At 65.6% G+C, this 23,969-nt stretch carries 11 protein-coding genes, 2 tRNA genes and 3 rRNA genes; 6 read left to right on the top strand and 10 right to left on the bottom strand.

Going from position 1 to position 23,969, the window contains the following annotated elements:
* The first annotated feature begins 88 nt into the window (after positions 1 to 88).
* Entirely contained in the window at positions 89 to 3,925 is a 3,837-nt protein-coding gene (locus FB559_RS25690) for a HAMP domain-containing protein (RefSeq protein WP_141958392.1), read from the top strand.
* Between the two features lie 13 nt (positions 3,926 to 3,938).
* Positions 3,939 to 4,556, top strand: coding sequence for a response regulator (locus tag FB559_RS25685; RefSeq protein WP_141958390.1), 618 nt, complete (start codon positions 3,939 to 3,941; stop codon positions 4,554 to 4,556).
* A 351-nt stretch (positions 4,557 to 4,907) separates the two neighbouring features.
* On the opposite strand, the gene rrf is transcribed toward FB559_RS25685, so the two are convergent.
* From rrf to FB559_RS25670, 3 genes are all read right to left on the bottom strand, one after another.
* Positions 4,908 to 5,024 (bottom strand): 5S ribosomal RNA (gene rrf / locus FB559_RS25680).
* Between the two features lie 102 nt (positions 5,025 to 5,126).
* Positions 5,127 to 8,273, bottom strand: a 23S ribosomal RNA gene (locus FB559_RS25675).
* 478 nt (positions 8,274 to 8,751) lie between these two features.
* A 16S ribosomal RNA gene (locus FB559_RS25670) occupies positions 8,752 to 10,266 on the bottom strand.
* Together the 16S, 23S and 5S rRNA genes form the textbook arrangement of a ribosomal RNA operon.
* A gap of 843 nt (positions 10,267 to 11,109) precedes the next feature.
* Here FB559_RS25670 and FB559_RS25665 point away from each other — a divergent pair.
* A complete protein-coding gene (locus FB559_RS25665; RefSeq protein ID WP_221640184.1) occupies positions 11,110 to 11,298 on the top strand; it encodes a hypothetical protein in 189 nt (62 codons plus the stop codon).
* A gap of 894 nt (positions 11,299 to 12,192) precedes the next feature.
* Here the strand turns inward: FB559_RS25665 and FB559_RS25660 are convergent.
* Complete coding sequence (locus FB559_RS25660; protein WP_141958386.1) at positions 12,193 to 14,751, bottom strand: valine--tRNA ligase; 2,559 nt, start codon at positions 14,749 to 14,751, stop codon at positions 12,193 to 12,195.
* A 232-nt stretch (positions 14,752 to 14,983) separates the two neighbouring features.
* On the opposite strand from FB559_RS25660, the gene FB559_RS25655 reads away from it, so the two are divergent.
* Positions 14,984 to 15,688 carry a transcriptional regulator gene (locus FB559_RS25655; protein ID WP_141958384.1) on the top strand — a complete coding sequence of 235 codons (705 nt, stop codon included), beginning with the start codon at positions 14,984 to 14,986 and terminating at the stop codon, positions 15,686 to 15,688.
* On the opposite strand, the gene clpX is transcribed toward FB559_RS25655, so the two are convergent.
* From clpX to FB559_RS25630, 5 genes are all read right to left on the bottom strand, one after another.
* The gene (gene clpX / locus FB559_RS25650; protein ID WP_141958382.1) at positions 15,689 to 16,975 is read right to left on the bottom strand and encodes an ATP-dependent Clp protease ATP-binding subunit ClpX; all 1,287 of its coding nucleotides are present in this window, start codon (positions 16,973 to 16,975) and stop codon (positions 15,689 to 15,691) included.
* Between the two features lie 158 nt (positions 16,976 to 17,133).
* On the bottom strand, positions 17,134 to 17,790 hold the full coding sequence (locus FB559_RS25645; RefSeq protein WP_141958380.1) for an ATP-dependent Clp protease proteolytic subunit: 657 nt from the start codon (positions 17,788 to 17,790) through the stop codon (positions 17,134 to 17,136).
* Between the two features lie 26 nt (positions 17,791 to 17,816).
* Positions 17,817 to 18,455 (bottom strand): ATP-dependent Clp protease proteolytic subunit, encoded by a 639-nt coding sequence (locus tag FB559_RS25640; protein WP_141958378.1) that lies wholly within the window; start codon positions 18,453 to 18,455, stop codon positions 17,817 to 17,819.
* Between the two features lie 188 nt (positions 18,456 to 18,643).
* Positions 18,644 to 20,041, bottom strand: a complete 1,398-nt coding sequence (gene tig, locus FB559_RS25635; RefSeq protein WP_141958376.1) for a trigger factor — start codon at positions 20,039 to 20,041, stop codon at positions 18,644 to 18,646.
* A gap of 256 nt (positions 20,042 to 20,297) precedes the next feature.
* Positions 20,298 to 20,945, bottom strand: coding sequence for a class II aldolase/adducin family protein (locus FB559_RS25630; protein ID WP_141958374.1), 648 nt, complete (start codon positions 20,943 to 20,945; stop codon positions 20,298 to 20,300).
* A gap of 199 nt (positions 20,946 to 21,144) precedes the next feature.
* On the opposite strand from FB559_RS25630, the gene FB559_RS25625 reads away from it, so the two are divergent.
* The gene (locus FB559_RS25625; RefSeq protein WP_141958372.1) at positions 21,145 to 21,558 is read left to right on the top strand and encodes a pyridoxamine 5'-phosphate oxidase family protein; all 414 of its coding nucleotides are present in this window, start codon (positions 21,145 to 21,147) and stop codon (positions 21,556 to 21,558) included.
* Positions 21,559 to 23,381: 1,823 nt separating this feature from the next.
* Here the strand turns inward: FB559_RS25625 and FB559_RS25620 are convergent.
* Positions 23,382 to 23,455: transfer RNA gene (locus FB559_RS25620), tRNA-Pro, on the bottom strand.
* A 204-nt stretch (positions 23,456 to 23,659) separates the two neighbouring features.
* On the opposite strand from FB559_RS25620, the gene FB559_RS25615 reads away from it, so the two are divergent.
* Positions 23,660 to 23,730, top strand: a tRNA-Gly gene (locus FB559_RS25615).
* Positions 23,731 to 23,969 lie beyond the last annotated feature (239 nt).

The following is a 23,969-nucleotide window of genomic DNA, read 5'->3' as shown; positions in this document are numbered from 1 at the left end:
GGATGCACGACGCTGCCATCGTGGCAGATTCCCCGGGTGGACTGTACATATCCCCGGCCACGCCGCATGGAAGGCGAGGTGGAAGGTAATGGCTCGAAGCACGTCCCATGCACCGGTGAGCGCCCATTATGACGGGGCCGACCTGCGGCCCGTGCTCGATGCGCTCAGCGCGCTGCGCGACGGCGATTTCGAGCACAGACTCGACACCTCCGGCGATGACGTCATGGCGGAGATCGCCTCGGTCTTCAACGAGGTCCAGGCGCGCGCCGGCCATCTGACCGGGGAGCTCGTACGCGTACAACGTGAGGTTCGTCACGAGGGCCGCATCGACGAGCGCCTGGGAGCCGGCGGCGAAGGCGCCTGGGCGACGGGCAACGCGGCGGCCAACGCGCTGATCGACGCTCTCGTCCAGTCCGCCACCGCCATGGCCAGAGTGGCCGACGCGGTCGCCGACGGCGATCTGAGCCAGCGCATCGAGCTCGACACCGGCACCCGGCCGTGGCGGGGCGAGCTGCTGCGGATGGGCACGGGCGTCAACCGCATGGTCGAGCATCTCGACGAGTTCGCCGCCGAGGTCACGCAGCTGGCCCGCGAGGTCGGCGCGGAGGGCCGTCTCGGCGGGCAGGCCACGCCACGGGAGATGTCGGGCCGCTGGCGCGACGTCACCGGCGCGGTCAACGCCATGGCCAGCCGGCTGACCGGCCAGGTACGCGACATCGCCCTGGTGACCACCGCGGTGGCTCGCGGCGACCTCACCCGCAAGGTGACGGTCGAGGCGACGGGTGAGCTGCTCGAGCTCAAGCAGACCGTGAACACCATGGTCGACCAGCTGTCCTCGTTCGCCGACGAGGTCACGCGTGTGGCCCGCGAGGTCGGCACCGAAGGACGCCTCGGCGGCCAGGCACAGGTCAGTGGCGTCAGCGGGGTCTGGAAGGACCTCACCGACAACGTCAACTCCATGGCCGGCAACCTCACCGGCCAGGTGCGCAACATCGCCCAGGTGGCGACCTCCGTCGCGAACGGTGACCTGTCCAAGAAGATCACCGTCGACGCGCAGGGTGAGATCCTCCAGCTCAAGGACACCCTCAACACCATGGTCGACCAGCTGTCGGCCTTCGCCAACGAGGTCACGCGTGTGGCCCGCGAGGTCGGCACCGAAGGACGCCTCGGCGGCCAGGCACAGGTCGGCGGCGTCAGCGGCGTCTGGAAGGACCTCACCGACAACGTCAACTCCATGGCCGGCAACCTCACCGGCCAGGTCCGCAGCATCGCGCAGGTCGCCACGGCGGTCGCCGGCGGTGACCTCTCCAAGAAGATCACCGTCGACGCCCAGGGCGAGATCCTCCAGCTCAAGGACACCCTCAACACCATGGTCGACCGGCTCTCGTCGTTCGCCGACGAGGTCACCCGCGTCGCCCGCGAGGTCGGCACCGAAGGAAACCTCGGCGGCCGCGCCAAGGTCGGCGGCGTCAGCGGCGTCTGGAAGGACCTCACCGACAACGTCAACTCCATGGCGGACAACCTGACCTCCCAGGTCCGCAACATCGCCCAGGTGACCACCGCGGTGGCGAACGGCGACCTGACCAAGAAGATCGACGTCGACGCCCAGGGCGAGATCCTCCAGCTGAAGACGACCATCAACACGATGGTCGACCAGCTGTCCTCGTTCGCCGGCGAGGTCACGCGTGTGGCCCGCGAGGTCGGCAGCGAAGGCCGCCTCGGCGGTCAGGCCGAGGTCGAGGGCGTCTCCGGCACCTGGAAGCGGCTCACCGAGAGCGTCAACGAACTCGCCAGCAACCTGACCCGCCAGGTGCGCGCCATCGCGTCGGTGGCCAGCTCGGTCGCCCGCGGCGACCTCACCAAGGCGGTCTCGGTCGAGGCGCGCGGCGAGGTCGCCGAGCTCAAGGACAACGTCAACCTGATGGTGGCGAACCTCCGCGAGACCACGCGCGCCAACCAGCAACAGGACTGGCTCAAGACCAACCTCGCCCGCATCGCCGGCCTGATGCAGGGCCACCGCGACCTGATGGAGGTCGCCCGGCTGATCATGAGCGAGGTCACTCCGCTGGCCTCGGCTCAGTACGGCGCGTTCTACCTCGCCGAGGAGCGCGACGGCGACCGCGAGCTGGTGCTCAAGACCGGGTACGGCGTCGGCAAGGACCAGGTCGACAAGGTCCGCTTCACGTTCGGCGACCGCCTCGTCGGCCAGGCCGCCGTCGAGCACAAGCCGATCCTCGTCGACGATCTGCCCGCCGGCTACATCACGATCGGCACGGGCCTGGGCCAGGCGTCCCCGGTCAACGTCATCGTGCTGCCGATCCTGTTCGAGAACCGCGTGCTCGGCGCGATCGAGCTCGCCTCGTTCAGCCCGTTCAGCGAGGTACACCTGGCCTTCTTCGACCAGTTCGTCGAGACCATCGGCGTGACGATCAACACGATCACCGCCAACTCCCGTACGGAGGCCCTGCTGGCCGAGTCGCAGCGGCTGACGGTCGAGCTGCAGGACCGCTCCAGCGAGCTCCAGCGCCAGCAGGCCGAGCTGCGCCGCTCCAACGCCGAGCTGGAAGAGAAGGCGGCGCTGCTGGCCAAGCAGAACCGCGCGATCGAGATGCAGAACTTCCAGATCGAGCAGGCTCGCCGCACCCTGGAGGAGCGCGCGGAGCAGCTCGCCCAGTCCTCGCGGTACAAGTCCGAGTTCCTCACCAACATGTCCCACGAGCTGCGGACGCCGCTCAACAGCCTGCTCGTGCTCGCCAAGCTCCTGTCCGGCAACCCGGACAAGAACCTCACGCCCAAGCAGGTCGAGCTGATCAAGACCATCCACGAGTCGGGGTCCGACCTCCTGCGATTGATCAACGACATGCTCGACCTGTCCAAGGTCGAGGCGGGCAAGATGGAGCTGCATCCGCAGCGCATCTCCCTCGCCGAGCTGGTCGACTACGTCGACGCGACGTTCCGGCCGATGGCGGCCGACAAGGGACTCGCCTTCGACGTGTACGCCGAGCCCGGCCTGCCCCAGGAGCTCTTCACCGACGAGCAGCGGCTGCAGCAGGTGCTGCGCAACCTGCTGTCCAACGCGGTCAAGTTCACCTCCTCCGGCGAGGTACGCCTGACGGTCCGGCGCCCGGACGACGTCTCGTTCGTCGACCCGATCCTGGCCGAGACGCCGGACGTCATCGGCCTGGCGGTCACCGACACGGGCATCGGCATCGACGAGCACAACCTGCGATCGATCTTCGAAGCCTTCCAGCAGGCGGACGGCACGACGAGCCGGCGCTACGGCGGCACCGGCCTCGGCCTGTCGATCAGCCGCGACATCGCCCAGCTCCTCGGCGGAGAGATCCACGTCTCGAGCCGTCCGGGCGACGGCAGCACGTTCACGCTGTACCTGCCGATCAACTACGCCGGTCCGGTGGGCACGGCGCTGGCGGCGCCCAGCGAGAAGCGCGCGCCGCTGATGCCCGCGCCCATCCCTCCGGCGCCGCTGGAGCTGCCCGAGGCCGAGGAGCCCTACGTCGAGCAGCCCATCGACGACGAGGTGCTGTCCGGCCGCAAGATCCTCATCGTCGACGACGACGTCCGCAACATCTTCGCGCTGACCTGCGTACTGGAGCAGTACGGCATCGAGGTGCTGTACGCGGAGAACGGCCGCGAGGGGATCGACACCCTCGACCGCAACGAGGACGTCGACCTCGTCCTGATGGACGTCATGATGCCCGAGCTCGACGGCTACGCGACGACGGAGGCCGTACGCCGCATGCCGCAGTTCGCCGACCTGCCGATCATCGCCCTGACCGCCAAGGCGATGAAGGGTGACCGGGAGAAGAGCATCGAGTCCGGAGCGTCCGACTATGTGCCGAAGCCTGTCGACGCGGACCATCTTCTTGACATCATGAGGGCGTGGCTAAGTCGGCCGCGGACGTGATGGAGGGTTGATCGTGGCCGAGAAGGCGAACATTCTTCTGGTCGATGACCGAGACGAGAACCTCGTCGCTCTCGAGGCGATCCTGAGCTCGCTCGACCAGAACATGATCCGCGCCCGGTCGGGCGACGAGGCGCTACGCGCGCTGCTGACGAACGAGTTCGCGGTGATCCTGCTGGACATCGTGATGCCGGGGATGGACGGTTTCGAGATCGCGCGGGCGATCAAACGCCGCCGCAAGACGCGCGAGGTCCCGATCATCTTCCTGACCGCGGTCGACGCGGGCCCGGACTACGCCTTCCGCGGGTACGCGGCCGGCGCCGTCGACTACATCTCCAAGCCGTTCGACCCGTGGGTGCTCCGCACCAAGGTGTCGATCTTCGTTGAGCTGCATCGAAAGAACCAGCAGCTCCGGGAGCAGTCCGAACTCCTGCGAACCCAGTTCGCCGCCGCACCGGCGGGCGAGTACGCGGCCGAGCTGAGCGAACGCCTGACCGCGGTGGAGGACCAGATCGGCGCACTGAGCGAGTGGGCACTGAAGGACGAGGACGCGGCCAAGGCCATGGGCACTCTGGAACAGCGCGTCGGCGAACTACGAACCGCCATCGACACTCTGCGTACGCCGTCAGACTAGTTCCGCAGGCCTGCCGCACCCTCGGTGTGCCATCCTGAGCGCTCCGCGTGCGCTACCTACACCACCCGCCAAAGCCGACCGCCGGCGCGGACGTTGCGCTGGCCCGTGACTCGCCACTGACAGCCCCCAGCCCGCTGACGTGAGCGCGCCGATCTCGGATATCGCCGGCTGGCAGATCATCCCTCCACTCACCCGCCCGGCCCCGTGCGAGTCCGGCTGGCCTATCTCGGCGTTTGTCCCCGTAAATGCAAATAGGCCCCTTCCCCCACTGAGGTGGGGAAAGGGGCCTATTTAATGGAAAGAGCGGACAGGACCCCGGGGGGTTCTGTCCGCTCTTTCTTATATGTTTATGTCCGGCGGTGTCCTACTCTCCCACACCGTCCCCGGTGCAGTACCATCGGCGCTGGAGGGCTTAACTTCCGGGTTCGGAATGGGACCGGGTGTTTCCCCACCGCTATGACCACCGAAACGCCTGAACAGGAGCACGACTCCGGTGAGTGGTTCCCGGTCGTGTCCCGGGAACCGCATAGTGAACGCGAACATAGAGCACAGCAGTTAAGTCTGTTGTGTGTGTTCAAGCCGCTCGGCCTATTAGTACCAGTCAACTCCACACCTTGCGGTGCGTCCATTTCTGGCCTATCAACCCAGTCGTCTAGCTGGGGGCCTTACAACCCGTAGGTTGGGAGACCTCATCTTGAGGAAGGCTTCCCGCTTAGATGCTTTCAGCGGTTATCCCGACCGAACGTAGCCAACCAGCCATGCACCTGGCGGTACAACTGGCACACCAGAGGTTCGTCCGTCCCGGTCCTCTCGTACTAGGGACAGACCCTCGCAAGTCTCCTGCGCGCACAGCGGATAGGGACCGAACTGTCTCGCGACGTTCTAAACCCAGCTCGCGTGCCGCTTTAATGGGCGAACAGCCCAACCCTTGGGACCTACTCCAGCCCCAGGATGCGACGAGCCGACATCGAGGTGCCAAACCTTGCCGTCGATATGGACTCTTGGGCAAGATCAGCCTGTTATCCCCGGGGTACCTTTTAGCCGTTGAGCGACACCACTTCCACACGTCGGTGCCGGATCACTAGGCCCTGCTTTCGCACCTGCTCGACATGTCTGTCTCACAGTCAAGCTCCCTTGTGCCCTTGCACTCAACACCTGATTGCCAACCAGGCTGAGGGAACCTTTGGGCGCCTCCGTTACATTTTGGGAGGCAACCGCCCCAGTTAAACTACCCACCAGGCACTGTCCCCCACCCGGATTCACGGGTGCGGGTTAGACGCTCGAAACGACCAGAGTGGTATTTCACCAATGACTCCACCCATACTGGCGTATGAGCTTCATAGTCTCCCACCTATCCTACACAAGACGCTCCAAACGCCAATGCCAAGCTGTAGTGAAGGTCCCGGGGTCTTTCCGTCCTGCTGCGCGTAACGAGCATCTTTACTCGTAGTGCAATTTCACCGGGCCTGTGGTTGAGACAGTGGGGAAGTCGTTACGCCATTCGTGCAGGTCGGAACTTACCCGACAAGGAATTTCGCTACCTTAGGATGGTTATAGTTACCACCGCCGTTTACTGGCGCTTAGGTTCTCAGCTTCACCCGCCGAAGCGGATTAACCGGTCCCCTTAACGTTCCAGCACCGGGCAGGCGTCAGTCCGTATACAGCGTCTTACGACTTCGCACGGACCTGTGTTTTTAGTAAACAGTCGCTTCCCCCTGGTATCTGCGACCCCCACCAGCTCCACAGAGCTAGTCTGGTCACCAGCAGGGGCCCCCCTTCTCCCAAAGTTACGGGGGCAATTTGCCGAGTTCCTTAACCACAGTTCACCCGATCGCCTTGGTATTCTCTACCTGACCACCTGAGTCGGTTTGGGGTACGGGCCGCCGACACACATCGCTAGAGGCTTTTCTCGGCAGCATGGGATCACTCACTTCACCTAAATCGGCTCGGCATCACATCTCACCCTTAATGGTGTGCGGATTTGCCTACACACCGGGCTACATGCTTACCCCAGGAACAACCATCGCCTGGGTTGAGCTACCCTCCTGCGTCACCTCATCACTTGCCTACTACCACCTCAGGTCCGCAGCTCCCCCACCAAACAACCCGAAGGTTACAAGGTGAGCTTGCGGCGTTAGTGTCAGTGGGTTCAGCATGGGCGCGTGTCAGCGGGTACGGGAATATCAACCCGTTGTCCATCGACTACGCCTCTCGGCCTCGCCTTAGGTCCCGACTTACCCTGGGCGGATTAGCCTGCCCCAGGAACCCTTGGTCATCCGGCGGAGGGGTTTCTCACCCCTCATTCGCTACTCATGCCTGCATTCTCACTCGTGTGGCCTCCACGGCTGGCTCACGCCGCCGCTTCACCGCCCACACGACGCTCCCCTACCCACCCCAACCCCTGAACAAGGATCCGAAAACCCTCACTAGGGACGTGTTGGAGTGCCACGGCTTCGGCGGTGTGCTTGAGCCCCGCTACATTGTCGGCGCGGAATCACTTGACCAGTGAGCTATTACGCACTCTTTCAAGGGTGGCTGCTTCTAAGCCAACCTCCTGGTTGTCACGGCAACTCCACATCCTTTACCACTTAGCACACGCTTAGGGGCCTTAGCCGATGATCTGGGCTGTTTCCCTCTCGACTACGAACCTTATCGCCCGCAGTCTCACTGCCACGCTCTCACTTACCGGCATTCGGAGTTTGGCTGACTTCAGTAAGCTTGTAGGCCCCCTAGGCCATCCAGTAGCTCTACCTCCGGCAAGAAACACGTGACGCTGCACCTAAATGCATTTCGGGGAGAACCAGCTATCACGGAGTTTGATTGGCCTTTCACCCCTACCCACAGGTCATCCCCCAGGTTTTCAACCCTGGTGGGTTCGGTCCTCCACACGGTCTTACCCGCGCTTCAACCTGCCCATGGGTAGATCACTCCGCTTCGGGTCTACAGCATGCGACTAAAAACGCCCTATTCAGACTCGCTTTCGCTACGGCTCCCCCACACGGGTTAACCTCGCCACACACCATAACTCGCAGGCTCATTCTTCAAAAGGCACGCCATCACATCACAACACCCCCGAAAGGGTGTTAACGCTCTGACGGCTTGTAGGCACACGGTTTCAGGTACTATTTCACGCCCCCTCACCGGGGTGCTTTTCACCTTTCCCTCACGGTACTAGTCCGCTATCGGTCATCAGGGAGTATTTAGGCTTACCAGGTGGTCCTGGCAGATTCACACGAGATTTCACGGGCCCCGTGCTACTCGGGAAACACCATATGAAGACGGAAAGGTTTAACCTACCGGACTATCACCGACTACGGTCGACCATTCCAGGCCGTTCGGTTACCCAACCGTTTTATAACTTCACATCCGGCCAGGCGGACCAGATACAGATGCTCCCACAACCCCACACACGCAACGCCCGCCGGCTATCACACGCGCATGGTTTAGCCTCATCCCCTTTCGCTCACCACTACTCAGGGAATCACTGTTGTTTTCTCTTCCTGCGGGTACTGAGATGTTTCACTTCCCCGCGTTACCACCAACCGCCCTATCAATTCAGACGGCGGCAACACCCCATGACGGGTGCTGGGTTACCCCATTCGGAAACCCCCGGATCAACGCTCGGTTGCCAACTCCCCGGGGCATATCGCAGGCTCCCACGTCCTTCATCGGCTCCTGATGCCAAGGCATCCACCGTGTGCCCTTAAAAACTTGAACACAAAAGTTACAAGATGCTCGCGTTCACTATGCAGTTCTCAAAACACGAACGGACACCAACCCACACCACCACCAAACCACCCAAAACCCCCCACCCCACAGACAACACACAAGGGAAGAAGCCATGGATGCGGTATGACGGCAAGACCGGCCCGCACGCCCAAACCCACCCCACCAACCGTGGCAGGACAGGCTCAAAGGCGACCTGAAGACAACCAACACCAGAACAAATCCTGGTGTCCGTTTCCTCAGGACCCAACAGTGTGCTCGACCCTCCCCGACCCATCCGTCCGACGGGTTTCCTGAACCCCCGCTCCGAAGAGTAGAGGCAGTACTCGCGTCTGGGATCAACCAATGAGAATCGAATAGCCAGTGCTCCACTAATGAGCAACCCACCCGCAGAACATTCGCCCGCAGCATGAGTCATGGACCCCACACCCCGAGAACCCTCGAGTGTGTGTGGCCAGGTGCTCCTTAGAAAGGAGGTGATCCAGCCGCACCTTCCGGTACGGCTACCTTGTTACGACTTCGTCCCAATCGCCGGCCCCACCTTCGACGGCTCCCCCCACAAGGGTTGGGCCACCGGCTTCGGGTGTTGCCGACTTTCGTGACGTGACGGGCGGTGTGTACAAGGCCCGGGAACGTATTCACCGCAGCGTTGCTGATCTGCGATTACTAGCGACTCCGACTTCATGGGGTCGAGTTGCAGACCCCAATCCGAACTGAGACCGGCTTTCCGGGATTCGCTCCACCTCACGGTCTCGCAGCCCTTTGTACCGGCCATTGTAGCATGTTTGCAGCCCAAGACATAAGGGGCATGATGACTTGACGTCATCCCCACCTTCCTCCGAGTTGACCCCGGCAGTCTCCCATGAGTCCCCACCATTACGTGCTGGCAACATGGAACGAGGGTTGCGCTCGTTGCGGGACTTAACCCAACATCTCACGACACGAGCTGACGACAGCCATGCACCACCTGTCACCGGCCCAAAAGGACCCCGCATCTCTGCGAGTTTTCCGGTGATGTCAAACCTTGGTAAGGTTCTTCGCGTTGCGTCGAATTAAGCAACATGCTCCGCCGCTTGTGCGGGCCCCCGTCAATTCCTTTGAGTTTTAGCCTTGCGGCCGTACTCCCCAGGCGGGGCGCTTAATGCGTTAGCTACGGCACGGAATCCGTGGAAGGACCCCACACCTAGCGCCCAACGTTTACGGCATGGACTACCAGGGTATCTAATCCTGTTCGCTCCCCATGCTTTCGCTCCTCAGCGTCAGGTAAGGCCCAGAGAACCGCCTTCGCCACCGGTGTTCCTCCCGATATCTGCGCATTTCACCGCTACACCGGGAATTCCGTTCTCCCCTACCTACCTCTAGTCTGCCCGTATCCACCGCAAGCCACGAGGTTAAGCCTCGGGTTTTCACGGCAGACGTGACAGACCGCCTACGAGCTCTTTACGCCCAATAATTCCGGACAACGCTTGCGCCCTACGTATTACCGCGGCTGCTGGCACGTAGTTAGCCGGCGCTTCTTCCCCACCTACCGTCACGTTAGCTTCGTCGGTGGTGAAAGAGGTTTACAACCCGAAGGCCTTCATCCCCCACGCGGCGTCGCTGCGTCAGGCTTTCGCCCATTGCGCAATATTCCCCACTGCTGCCTCCCGTAGGAGTCTGGGCCGTGTCTCAGTCCCAGTGTGGCCGGTCACCCTCTCAGGCCGGCTATCCGTCGTCGCCTTGGTAGGCCGTTACCCCACCAACAAGCTGATAGACCGCGAGTCCATCCCCAGCCGAAAAACTTTCCACCATCAGACATGCATCCAATGGTCATATCCGGTATTAGACCCAGTTTCCCGGGCTTATCCCAGAGCCAAGGGCAGGTTACTCACGTGTTACTCACCCGTTCGCCGCTCGAGTACCCCGAAGGGCCTTTCCGCTCGACTTGCATGTGTTAAGCACGCCGCCAGCGTTCGTCCTGAGCCAGGATCAAACTCTCCGTTAAGGTCACAACGACAACCACCCACCGGGCAGCTGCCAAACCAAACCGAAAAAATCCTGGCAAGAATCATATCTTGCCAAAGAAATCCAAAACCAAAACAACCAGACAAGCCCCGCAAAGGGACCCACCCAGCCGCCTCGGTCGAGGACCTAAAGGCACTGGCTTTTAGCACACTGTTGAGTTCTCAAGAAACGGACACACACCGTTGAGGACCCTTTTGAAGTCCCCTCTGGGGTATTTCCTCTATCTTAGCCTTTTTCGTTTCCTTTGTCGAATTGACCGACTTTGGAGACGAATTCCCTTTTGGACCTTTTCGGATCCGCTTGGGACATTTCCCATCTTACCGTTTCCGTTCTTTTTGTCGAATTGACCGACTTGAGAAGCGAAAACAGTCCCCGCCCAGCACTCAGAACGGAAGCCGAAGCTTCCGACACTGTCGAAGGGAGGTTCCCGGGGGCCGTTGCCACCTTACGGTGGTTCACAACCTGATCGGGCCGACACATCCAGTTGGTCCGTGGCAGACGAAGTCCACTACGAGTTTTCCTTGGGGTGTCTTCCGCGAGGCCGGCCGTCTTACGACGTCCCGCTTCCCCGCAGGCTCGGCAAGCTTAGGACACCCAGGCGTCGAGGTCAACTCCACGGCGCGGGCGTACGTTCTGTCGCAGGTAAACCTGCGTTGTCCTGTCATTCCCCACGCCCCTGCCCCCAAACTCCCGACGTGAGAAATCTTGTCCGGCACCGCGCGACACCAGGCTCGGAGGCGCGCTACCCCTCGGCTTCGCCGCAGGTGAGGAGGTTGGTCGCCGTACGAGGACCACCGTGTGACCGTCCGGCAGGCCGGTGCTTGTGCGCTGGGGCGGACTGCTTCGCGTGCACTGCGGTGGTCACCTGCACAGCCCCGGCGATCTGCACGCGCTCACCCCGGCCACGGACGGCTCCGGTGGCCTGCGTGCGCTCGTCCGGCTGGTCGCCGACGGTTCACCGATGCCCACGAAGGCCAGGCGGGGGGTGGTGGCTGGTCGTGGCGGACTCTGAAGAAGGTGTACGGGGGGCGTGGGCGGCGTCTTGTGCTGCATAGCGGGAGGGACGAAGGCGGGCGAAACCCGTGGTGCGGCGAGCCGAGGATGGAGCCGGACCCCGCCGACGTCGTACGAAGCGCGTTCGCATCGGGTCTACCTACCGGCTGCGCATCTCACGTGCGCCCGGTCCGATGGCGCGGTGTCCGACCGTGCGCCGGCACAGTCCCGGCGTTCAGGGACTCGGTCGGGTGTGAGGGTGGCTCTGATCATTGCTCCGGCCGATGAGAACCACCCCCACAAGTGCACAAGGTTACGCGTGTCAGCGATTCCTCGTGGATCAGTGTCGGTGAGGACTCGCGGTCCGGCCCACTGGCACACACGGCGCCAGAGTCATCCGCCCCGCCGCCGACGACTTCAAGCGGTCCCCCACCGACAAAGTGGAAGCGTGGCCCACAACCGACGTGGCCCACAACCGACGTGGCCCACAACCGACGTGGCCCACAACCGACGTGGCCCACAACCGACGTGGCCCACAACCGACGTGGCCCACAACCGACGTGGCCCACAACCGACGTGGCCCACAACCGACGTGGCCCACAACCGACGTGGCCCACAACCGACGTGGCCCACAACCGACGTGGCCCACAACCGACGTGGCCCACAACCGACGTGGCCCACAACCGACGTGGCCCACAACCGACGTGGCCCACAACCGACGTGGCCCACAACCGACGTGGCCCACAACCGACGTGGCCCACAACCGACGTGGCCCACAACCGACGTGGCCCACAACCGACGTGGCCCACAACCGACGTGGCCCACAACCGACGTGGCCCGGCCGTTCGGCCTGGGCCACGTCTTCGTGCGTGCTTGCCTCAGGTGACACCTGAACGCAGCGGCGAGGGCCTGGCTACGCGACCGGCAGGGCGGCCAGGCGGCCCTCCAGGCTCACGGCATCGCTTTGGGCCTGGGCCAGGCGGGCGCGGGTCTTGGTGACCACCGGTTCCGGTGCCTTGGCCATGAACTGCTCGTTGCCCAGTTTGCCCTCCGCCTGGCCGATCTCCTTGCGGGCCGCAGCGAGGTCCTTCTCCAGGCGGGCGCGTTCGGCGGCCACGTCGATCGCTCCGGCCGTGTCCAGGCGTACGGTCACCCCGTCCACCGGCAGCGACGCGGTCGGGGTGAAGTCCTCGCCCGGCAGGGTCAGGCGCAGCAGGGTGCGAGCCGCCTCCTCGTGCAGCGGGTCGAGGCCCTCCAGAGACGCGGCGACCTTCTGGCCCGGCTTCAGGCCCTGGTCCGCACGGAACCGGCGTACCTCCGTGACCAGGCGCATCAGGCCGGCGATCTCCGCCTCCGCCGACGGGTCGGAGAAGTCACCCGGCGAGGGCCACTCGGCGGTGACGATCGACGAGCCTCCGGTCAGTGCCGTCCAGAGCTCCTCGCTGACGAACGGTGTCAGCGGGTGCAGCAGGCGGAAGAGTACGTCGAGGACATGGCCCAGCACGGCGGGGGCGTCGGCGCTCATGCCCGGGACCTTGGAGAGTTCGACGTACCAGTCGCAGAACTCGTCCCAGGCGAAGTGGTAGAGCGTCTCGCACGCCTTCGCGAACTCGAAGTTCTCGAAGTGGGCGTCCACCTCGGCGATGACCGACGACAGGCGGGACAGGATCCATCGGTCCGCCACCGACGGCGAGGCGGGCAGCGAGCGGATCGTCGCGCCGTTCAGCAGGGCGAAACGGGTGGCGTTCCACAGCTTGTTGCAGAAGTTGCGCGAACCCTGCGCCCACTCCTCGCTGACCGCCACGTCGCCACCGGGGTTCGCGCCGCGCAGCAGGGTGAAGCGCGTCGCGTCGGCCCCGTAGCGTTCGATCCACTCCAGCGGGTCGACGACGTTGCCGAACGACTTCGACATCTTCTTGCCGTACTGGTCGCGCACCATGCCGTGCAGCGCGATCACCTTGAAGGGTTCGACACCGTCCATCGCGTACAGGCCGAACATCATCATCCGGGCGACCCAGAAGAACAGGATGTCGTAGCCGGTGACCAGCACGGACGTCGGATAGAACGCGCGTAGCTCGGGTGTGTCCTCCGGCCAGCCCAGTGTCGAGAACGGCCACAGCGCCGAGGAGAACCACGTGTCGAGTACGTCGGTGTCCTGCGTCCAGCCTTCGGGCGCCTCCTCGCCTGGACCCACACACGTCATCGAGCCGTCCGGGCCGTACCAGACCGGGATGCGGTGGCCCCACCACAGCTGCCGGCTGATGCACCAGTCGTGCATGTTGTCGACCCACTCGAAGTAGCGGGGCGCCATCTCCTGGGGCACGATGCGGACGCGGCCGTCGCGTACGGCGTCGCCGGCGGCGCGGGCGAGCGGCTCGACGCGGACGAACCACTGCAGCGAGACGCGCGGCTCGACCACCGTCTTGCAGCGGGAGCAGTGACCCACCGCGTGGACGTACGGGCGTTTCTCGGCGACGATGCGGCCCTCTTCGCGCAGCGCGTCGACGACCGCGGGCCGTGCCTCCAGGCGGTCCAGGCCCTGGAACGGCCCGTGCGCGGTGATGACGCCGCGCTCGTCCATGATCGTCAGCGCCGCCAGATCGTGCCGCTGCCCGATCTCGAAGTCGTTCGGGTCGTGAGCCGGGGTCACCTTGACGGCGCCGGTGCCGAACGCCGGGTCGACGTGCTCGTCCGCGACGATCGGGATGTGCCGGCCGGTCAGCGGCAGTTCGATCTCCCGCCCGACGAGATGGGCGTAGCGAGAGTCGTCCGGGTGTACGGCGACGGCGGTGTCGCCGAGCATCGTCTCCGCGCGGGTCGTGGCCACGATGATCGAGTCGTCGCCGGAGCCGTAGCGGATCGAGACCAGCTCGCCGTCGTCCTCGGAGTGCTCGACCTCGATGTCGGACAGCGCCGTCAGGCAGCGGGGGCACCAGTTGATGATGCGTTCGGCACGGTAGATGAGGCCGTCGTCGTAGAGCCGCTTGAAGATCGTCAGCACGGCGCGGGACAGGCCCGAGTCCATCGTGAAGCGCTCGCGGCTCCAGTCGACGCTGTCGCCGAGGCGGCGCATCTGGCCGAGGATCTTGCCGCCGGAGTCGGCCTTCCACTCCCAGACCTTCTTGACGAACGCGTCGCGGCCGAGGTCGTGCCGGGACAGGCCCTCCCGAGCCAGCTCGCGCTCGACGACGTTCTGCGTGGCGATGCCCGCGTGGTCCATCCCGGGCAGCCAGAGCGTCTCGACGCCGCGCATGCGCTGCCGGCGTACGAGCGCGTCCTGGATCGAGTGGTCCAGTGCGTGGCCGACGTGCAGGGAGCCGGTTACGTTCGGCGGCGGGATGACGATCGAGTACGAGGGCGCGCCGGGTACGGCGGCCGGCGTGAAGTGGCCGTCGTCGATCCAGCGTTGGTAGAGCCGTCCCTCGACGTCGGCCGGGGTGTACTGAGTCGGCAGATCATCGCGCGAAGTCACGCGAGGAGTTTACGGAGGTTCCGCGGGAACCGTGGTCTCGCCCCGCACATCCGGGGAACTACGGCAGAATGCCGGGTCCCGCGACGCGAGCCGGTAGGACGGGGCCGCGACACGACCAGGCCGGTCGCGCTACTGGGTCGACGCGGCGATCCGGAGGACAATGTGACGGACAGCGACCGGGCGAACGGAATCTCAAGATGAGACACACCGCGACTGGCAGGAGGTATCGCGCGTGAAGGTGCTCCTGGCCCTCGCGATCCTCCTCGTCGGCATCGCCATGCTGGCGCTCGCCTTCGGGTTCGTCGTGAACGCCGTCCGGCGTACGCAGGCGGGAGAGTCGGCTCCGGACCCGCACACCGTCCCTCCGGCGGAGTCACCGCGCGGAATGTGGGCCGGCGCGGGGATCAGCGCCGCCCTGGGCCTGGGATCGTTGACCGCCGCGGCGGTCGTACTGATCTCGATCATGGCGGCGCCCACGCACGTCCTGAACGCGCCCGCACAGGCCGGCGGTCTGCGGCGGGACGACTCCCCCGGCACTCAGCAGCTGACGTCACGGCAGCGGGAGCAGCTGCGGGCGGCCGGCATGCCGAACCCGCTGACCGCCGTCTACCACCAGGCGGCCGAGGGCAGCACGACCGTGCTGTTCATCGGGTCCTCTGGGCACATCGACGCACCGGCCGCGCGGCTGAGGGAGTTTCTCAGCGGGCTCGCGGAGAGTACGGGATCGACCGGCCGCGTGCCGGCCGGATACCCGGCCGGTCGCCTCAAGGGCACGGTCATGTGCCTGGACCGGCTGAGCACCGGTCAGGCGACGCTCGCGACCTGCGGATGGGCGGACGAGGCCACGCTCGGTGTCATCACCACTGATGGGGGCGACGCCGCGCAAACGGCAGGACTGCTCCTGTCGATGCGCGACGACATGGAGAAGAAGGCCTGATCAGGCCGACTTCTCGCGCGGCTCCCGCTTGGTGCGCTCCCGGGGTACGAGTGTCGGGTTGACGTGCTCGAGGACCGCCTCGCGAGTGATCACCACACGGGCGACGTCGGCGCGGCTCGGCACCTCGTACATCACCGAGAGCAGGACTTCTTCCATGATGGCGCGCAGCCCGCGGGCACCGGTGCCCCGCAGGATCGCCTGGTCCGCGATCGCCTCGAGGGCGTCCTCGGTGAACTCCAGGTCGACTCCGTCGAGCTCGAACAGCCGGTGGTACTGCTTCACCAGAGCGTTGCGCGGCTCGGTGAGGATGCTGATCAGCGCCTCACGGTCGAGGTTGTGCACGCTCGTGATGACCGGCAGCCGTCCGACGAACTCCGGGATCATGCCGAACTTCAGGAGGTCCTCCGGCATGACATCGGCGAACCGGTCGGCGATGTCGCCCTCGTCGTCCTTGGTGCGCAGGACCGCGTTGAAGCCGATGCCCTGCTTGCCGACGCGTTGCTCGACGATCTTTTCCAGACCGGCGAACGCCCCACCGCAGATGAACAGCACGTTGGTGGTGTCGATCTGGATGAACTCCTGGTGGGGATGCTTGCGGCCGCCCTGCGGCGGAACGCTCGCGGTCGTGCCCTCCAGGATCTTCAGCAGCGCCTGCTGAACGCCCTCACCGGACACATCACGCGTGATCGACGGGTTTTCGCTCTTGCGGGCGACCTTGTCGACCTCGTCGATGTAGATGATGCCGGTCTCGGCCTTCTTGACGTCATAGTCAGCGGCCTGGATCAGCTTCAGCAGGATGTTCTCGACGTCCTCGCCGACATAGCCGGCCTCGGTGAGGGCGGTCGCGTCGGCGATCGCGAACGGGACGTTGAGCAATTTGGCGAGCGTCTGCGCGAGGAGCGTCTTGCCGGAGCCGGTGGGGCCGAGCAGCAGGATGTTGGACTTGGCGAGCTCGACGCCCTCGTCCCTGCCGCCGTTGCCGCCGCCACTGCCCGACTGGATCCGCTTGTAGTGGTTGTAGACCGCCACGGACAGGGCCTTTTTGGCCTTGTCCTGCCCGATCACGTACGAGTCGAGAAACTCATAGATCTCGCGCGGTTTTGGCAGGTTGTCCCACTTGAGGTCGGATGACTCGGAGAGCTCTTCTTCGATGATCTCGTTGCAGAGATCAATGCACTCGTCGCAGATATACACGCCCGGACCCGCGATGAGCTTCTTGACCTGCTTCTGGCTCTTTCCACAGAACGAGCACTTGAGCAAGTCACCACCGTCGCCGATGCGTGCCACCCTGTCTCCTTTTCGTGGGGCCGCTCACCCGCGAGGAGCGGGGCGAGGGAGCGAGCTGAGGCTCTCGACGTTGTCTCGACGTTACCGCCTGGCGGGCGGTGAGTGAGCCCTCCGGTGTAGTCAATCTGACGGACACCCGAGGGTCACCCAAGGGCCGCTTATGACGACACTACCTCGGAAGCGCGCTTCTTGCGGCTCTCGATGATGTCGTCGATGAGACCGTAAGTCTTCGCCTCCTCCGCCGTCAGGAATCTGTCTCTCTCGATGTCCCGGCGGACCTTCTCAACATCCTGGCCGCTGTGCCGCGACAGGATCGTTTCCATCTCCGCGCGGATACGGAGGATCTCGTTCGCCTGGATCTCGATGTCGCTGGCCTGACCATAGCCGCCTTCGGTGGCCGGCTGGTGGATCAAGATCCGCGAGTGCGGCAGAGCCGCGCGCTTGCCGGCCGTGCCGGCCGACAGGATGACCGCCGCGGCCGAGGCCGCCTGGCCGATGCAGACCGTCTGGATGTCGCAGCGCACGAACTGCATCGTGTCGTAGATCGCCGTCATGGCGGTGTAGGAGCCGCCGGGCGAGTTGATGTAGATGCTGATGTCACGCTCGGGGTCGATCGACTCCAGCGTGAAGAGCTGGGCCATCACGTCGTTGGCGGACGCGTCGTCGATCTGCACCCCGAGGAAGATGATCCGCTCCTCGAAGAGCTTGTTGTACGGGTTCATCTCCTTGACCCCGTACGTGGTGCGCTCGACGAACGACGGAATGATGTAGCGGCTCTCCACGGGCTGGACGCCGGCCGTGATCTGGTGACTCATTGGGTTCAGTCCCCTCGCGTCAAAGGTCATGACACCGCGCCCTCGGAGGCGACCTGAGTGGCGTTGTGCACGACGTGATCGATGAAGCCGTAGTCCTTGGCTTCGTCGGCCGTGAACCAGCGGTCACGGTCGGAGTCGGCCTGGACCTGCTCGATCGTCTGACCGGTGTGGAAGGAGATGCGCTCGGCGAGCGTCTGCTTCACGTACAGCATCTGCTCGGCAAGGATCTTGATGTCGGAAGCCGTGCCGCCGATGCCGCCGGACGGCTGGTGCATCATGATGCGCGCGTGCGGCAGGGCGTAGCGCTTGCCCGCCGTGCCGGCGCAGAGCAGGAACTGCCCCATCGAGGCGGCCAGGCCCATGCCCACCGTGGCGACGTCGTTGGGGACGTACTGCATCATGTCGTAGATCGCCATACCGGCGGTCACAGAGCCGCCGGGCGAGTTGACGTAAAGGTAGATGTCCCGCCGGGAGTCCTCGGCCGCGAGCAGCAGCAGCTCAGAACAGATGCGGTTGGAAATGTCGTCATCGACCTGCTGCCCGAGGAAGACGATCCGCTCACGCAGCAGGCGCTGGTAGAGCTGGTCGCCCAACGGCAGTAGGGGCGCCTCGGCCGTACGCGCCTGAATGGGCGCCGGCGGGTCGAAGGTCGGAGGCGTGGTCACTGGGTCACCTGCTCCGGAGTCGTGGTTCGTGGTCGGTTGCTTGCGACATTAACGCGCTGCGGCGAGGGCTTTGGCCGCCAGGGTCGCATGTTCGCTGTGGGCGTGGAAGCTCGCCCGGACGCTCACGATCTCCGGAGACGCGAACGGGCCGGCGCGTCACGCGCCGGCCCGCCAGGTCTTCGCTCGGATCAGGCGTCGGCCTTGTCCTCTTCGGCCTCGGGCGTCTCCGCGGCCTCCGAGTCCCCGCCGTCTTCGTCCCCGCCGGCCTCGTGCCGCAGCATGGCCGCGATGTCGACGTCAGTGCCCTTGTCGTCAGTGGCCTTGACGTGCTCCACGACGAGGTTGAGAGCCTTGGAACGCAGAACCTCGGACACGATCGCCGGGATCTGGTTGTTCTCGGTCAGGTGCTGGGCCAGAACGTCCGGCTGCACGCCCATCTGCATGGCGTTGCGCACGACGTACTCGGTCAGCTCCTCGTTCTCGACCGTCAGCTCCTCCTGAAGGGCGAGCTGGTCGAGGATGAAGCCGCCCTTGACCGCGTCACGCGCACCCTCCGCGATCTCCTTGTCGTACTCCTCGGCGGACTTCTTCTCCTCCTCGAGGTACTTGTCGCGGCTCATGCCGTACATCTGGAGCTGCTGGTCGAGCTGCTCGTTACGGCGCTGGACCTCGCTGTCGATCACGCTGTCGGGCAGCGGGATGTCGAGCTTTTCCATCAGCGCCTCGAGCGCCTTGTCGCGCGCCTGGCCGAGCTGCTGGTGGAGCTTCTGGTCCTCGAGGCGCTTGCGGATGTCGGCCCGCAGCTCCTCGATCGTGTCGAACTCGCTGCCGAGCTGGGCGAACTCGTCGTCGAGCTCGGGCAGCTCCTTGATCTTCACGCTGTGCACCGTGACGGTGACCTCGGCGTCCTGACCCTCGTGGTCGCCGCCGACCAGCGTCGTCGTGAAGGTCTTGGAGTCGCCGGCGTTCATGCCGACGATCTGGTCGTCGAGACCCTCGACCGACGAACGGCTGCCGACCTCGTAGGAGTAGCCGCTGGTGCGGGCGTCATCGACGTCCTCACCGTCGACCGTCGCGGCCAGGTCGATCGAGGCGAAGTCGCCCTCCTCGGCCGGACGGTCGGCGTTGGTCAGCGTCGCGAACCGCTCGCGGAGGTTGGAAAGGGTCTCCTCGATCTCCTCGTCGGTCACCTCGACCGAGTCGACGGTGATCTCGAGGCCGTCGTACTCGGGCACCTCGAACTTCGGCCGGATGTCGACCTCGGCGGTGAAGGCGAACTGCTCGTTGTCCTCGAGCTCGGTGATCTCGACATCGGGCTGGCCGAGCGCGAACAGCTCGGTCTCCTCGACGGCGCGGCCGTAGAGGCCGGGGAGCGCGTCGTTGACCGCCTCCTGCAGGACCGTGCCGCGGCCGACGTACTGGTCGATCAGGCGGGCAGGCACCTTGCCGGGGCGGAATCCCTTCAGGCGCACCTGCTGCGAGAGCTCCTTGTACGCCTTGTCGAGGTTGGGCTTCAGCTCGTCGAAAGGAACCTCGACGGTGAGCTTGACCCGAGTCGGGCTCAGCTCCTCCACATCGGTCTTCACTTGGGCGGTCTCCTTGATCCGGCCGCGGCACGGATTTCACGTTGGATGTCGTGGGCGGCTGCGTTTTTCAGCCGGGACGCGGGCACGTCAAAGTGCGTCACCGCGCCTTCGCGCGCCAAGTCTATGGTGTTCCGGCGCGCCCGCGGACAGTTGGGGCGGCAATGCGGCACCAAGTATTGCGAAAGCGCACCCCGCCGGAGACCCCCGGGCCGGTCCGGCGTCCATGACGGCTTGGATTTTCCAGCCCCATTTGGACCTAGTTCGCGGCGTTCGCCCCTGGGCCGTACGTGGTGAGCTTCCGCCGGACACGCTCGATCTCCTCCGGCGGCAGCAGCCGCGGCTCGCCTCCGGCGCTCGCCCGCAGGTACACCTCGCAGATCCACTCCAGGTGGACCGCCTGGGAGTAGGCACCGGCGAGGGTGGCGGCGTACGTGACCGCGCCGTGGTTGCCGAGCAGGCACGCGGTACGGCCCTGGAGCGCCGCGATCATCTCGGCCGCCAGCTCTTCGGTGCCGTACGTCGCGTACGGGGCCACGCGCACCGGCCCGCCGAACATCGCGATCAGGTAGTGGATCGGCGGGACCTCGGCCACCAGGGTGGACAGCACGGTGGCGGACGTCGAGTGGGTGTGCACGATCGCGCGGGCGTCCGTACGGGCGTAGACGGCCAGGTGCATGGGGAGTTCGGTGGTCGGCCGGAGGGGCGCGTCGACCGGGGTGCCGTCGAGCCGGTGGACGCCGACCCGCTCCGGCGTGAGCGCGTCGTAGTCGAGCCCGCTGGGGCTGACCGCGATGAGCTCCCCGGACCGTACCGAGATGTTCCCCGAGGTGCCCACGACCAGGCCGTCCGCCCGCATCCTCCGGCAGTGATCGGCGACCTGACGGCGCTCCTCCTCGAGTTCCACGCGGCCGAGTATCGCCGACGGCGATCACGCCGGCCAGGAACCCGGGACCTTGGTCCCTGAATCCAGGGATATTCGGGCCACCGTCATCGGGGCGATGCTCGTTAGCGTCAAAGCAGGACCGCTCGCAAATCCCACCGTCCCGGTACCCGCTCCGGGCCCCGAACCTCGCACGCTAGAGACAGGTTGAAGGCGTGACCCCTTGTATGACACGGAAGGTCTGAAAATACTGACCGAGCAGGAGTGCCGTGAGCTGCTCGGGACCGTCGCCCTCGGCCGGATCGTCTTCACCGACCGCGCCCTGCCCGCCATCCAGCCGGTCAACTTCGTGCTGGCCGACGGCGAGGTCGTGATCCTGACGGCGGCCGGCTCAAAGCTCGCCGCGGCGACCCGCAACGCGGTAGTGGCGTTCGAGATAGACAAGTTCGACCACGCACTCGCCACGGGCTGGGCCGTAGTGGTCATCGGCCACGCACGCGTGATAGCCGAAGACGGCGAACTCGACCGAATGCGATCTCTCCCCCTAAAGCCGTGGAACGAGGGAGAACCCGTCCACTACATCGCCATAACCCCCGAACTAATCTCCGGCCGCAGCCTCCCCAAGGCCCCGGAATAATCACCCACCGAACACCCTACGGAGCATGGACGCCGGGGCTTTAGCGCGCGCCTACGGTTGGCGTCGCGCTGGGGGGTTGCGTGGCCGGTGGGGGTCGGTTGGCGTCGCGCTTGGGGGTTGCGTGGCGGTGGGGGTCGGGCTCGGCTGCGGCGGTGGGGGCCGCGGTTGGGCATGGGGCTGACGGCGGGGTCGGCGTTTTGGGGTGGCGCTGGGGGCCCTCGGGTCGGTGTTCAGGGCCGTTGGACCGCTATTGGGGGCGGCGGGTGGCGGTTGGGCTGAGGCCGGCGGTTGAGGGGTCCGGTTGGTGTGGGCGGTAGGGACCGAGGTTGGGGGTTGGCCTTGGCGGATCGGGGTTCGCGGTCGGGAGCCGGGGTCGGCAGCTCGGGGTGAGGTTGTGATCGGTGTTGAGGACTGGGGTTGGCCTCGGTGGACGAGGGCCGGGAGTTCGCGGTCGCGGGCCGGGGGGTGGTTGAGGGTCGGCAGACGCGGTCGGGGCCAGGGGTTGGGGGCGGTCGGCGCTTGGCGGTTGGGTTGGGGTCGCGGCTTGGCGGTTGGGGTCGGCGGTTGGGGTCGGCGGTTGGGGTCGGCGGTTGGGGTCGGCGGTTGGGGTCGGCGGTTGGGGTCGGCGGTTGGGGTCGGCGGTTGGGGTCGGCGGTTGGGGTCGGCGGTTGGGGTCGGCGGTTGGGGTCGGCGGTTGGGGTCGGCGGTTGGGGTCGGCGGTTGGGGTCGGCGGTTGGGTTGGGGTCGGCGGTTGGGGTCGGCGGTTGGGGTCGGCGGTTGGGGTCGGCGGTTGGGGTCGGCGGTTGGGGTCGGCGGTTGGGGTCGGCGGTTGGGGTCGGCGGTTGGGGTCGGCGGTTGGGGTCGGCGGTTGGGGTCGGCGGTTGGGGTCGGCGGTTGGGGTCGGCGGTTGGGGTCGGCGGTTGGGGTCGGCGGTTGGGGGTCGGCGGTTGGGGTCGGGCTTAGCAGGTGAAGGTTGGAGTTGGGGGCTTGGGGTGAAGGCGGTGTTGGGGACAGTGTTTGGGGTTGAGGGGCGGAGTTGGGATCGGTTGCGGTAGGTGTTCGGACTTCGCGGGTGAGTGCCGAGGTTGGCGGTTCGGAGGTCGGCACCGATGCTTGGCACTCGGCGGTTGACCGCTAGCCGTCAACGGTTAGCCGTAGGCGCGTGCCAAGCCAGCCAGGAAGACAAGACCAAAACCCTGCCGACACGGCAGAAAGCTGAAGCTGAAGGCGGGACGCGAACGTCCGGGAGCGTAAGCGACGCCGAAGGCGAGGCAAGCAGAGGACCGAAGCCAAAGGCGAAACGAGAGGCCCCGGAAGCGTGAGCGACGCCGAAGGCAAGCCAAAGGCGAGGTGACAAGGCCCATGAGCGTGAGCAAAGCCGAAGGCGAGCCATACCGGAGCCAAAGCCGAAGGCGACGTGAAGGCCCGAGAGAGTGAGCGAAGCCGAAGGCGAGCGAAGCCGGGGCCGAGGCCGAAGGCGAGACGAGAAGCCCCGGGAGCGTGAGCGACGCCGAAGGCAAGCCAAGCGACCAGGAGACCGAAGCCAAAGGCGAGGTGACAAGGCCCATGAGCGTGAGCAAAGCCGAAGGCGAGCCATACCGGAGCCAAAGCCGAAGGCGACGTGAAGGCCCGAGAGAGTGAGCGAAGCCGAAGGCGAGCGAAGCCGGGGCCGAGGCCGAGGCCGAAGGCGAGACGAGAAGCCCCGGGGGTGTGAGCGAAGCCGAAGGCGAGCGAACCCGGGGGGCTCCGGGGGGTCGTCCCCCCGGGAAAAATAGCGGGCCCGAGCGAGCCGCCCCCGGCGGCGAACAGCATTCGCCGCCACGTCGGGCTGGCCGGATTTGAACCGGCGGCCCCCGCGACCCAAACGCGGTGCGCTACCAAACTGCGCTACAGCCCGTGAACGAGTTGAGTGTAGCCCGGCTCACGCCGGGCGAGGGCCACATTATGGGCCCATCGTGTTCATCGCCTGAACCCGCCTCGGCAAGCACCCGCTCATGCCGCCGTCTCCGGTACGTGTGGTGCGCGCCGAAGTCCTGGGAACCGGTACGCTACGCGGGTGGCGTACTGAGGTCGCGGCCGATGGCCGGCGGCTCAGCAGCTCGCGGGCGTAGCTCAATGGTAGAGCCCCAGTCTTCCAAACTGGCTACGCGGGTTCGATTCCCGTCGCCCGCTCCCCAAGCACCAAAGGCCCAGGTCGACCGGGATTCCGGGACCTGGGCCTTCGCGCTTTCAACCGGTCTATCTTCGCTTCGGTGCCCCCCGCGTGTCCCTTGGGACGTTCCCGGGTGGTCTCTGATGACGCGGGCAGCCGCATCCCCACTCCCCTCAGGCGGGGCGCACGGGCCATCGCTCGGGCCGTTACGACCCGGCAGCGGCCTCGGGTTGCGGGACAGGGGCTTCCCGGCCGTCTG

Origin of the sequence: Actinoallomurus bryophytorum, from assembly GCF_006716425.1 — a bacterium.
GTDB classification, from domain to species: domain Bacteria; phylum Actinomycetota; class Actinomycetes; order Streptosporangiales; family Streptosporangiaceae; genus Actinoallomurus; species Actinoallomurus bryophytorum.
Note: the sequence above shows the minus strand (reverse complement) of the source record. Positions and strands in the feature narration are given on the sequence as shown.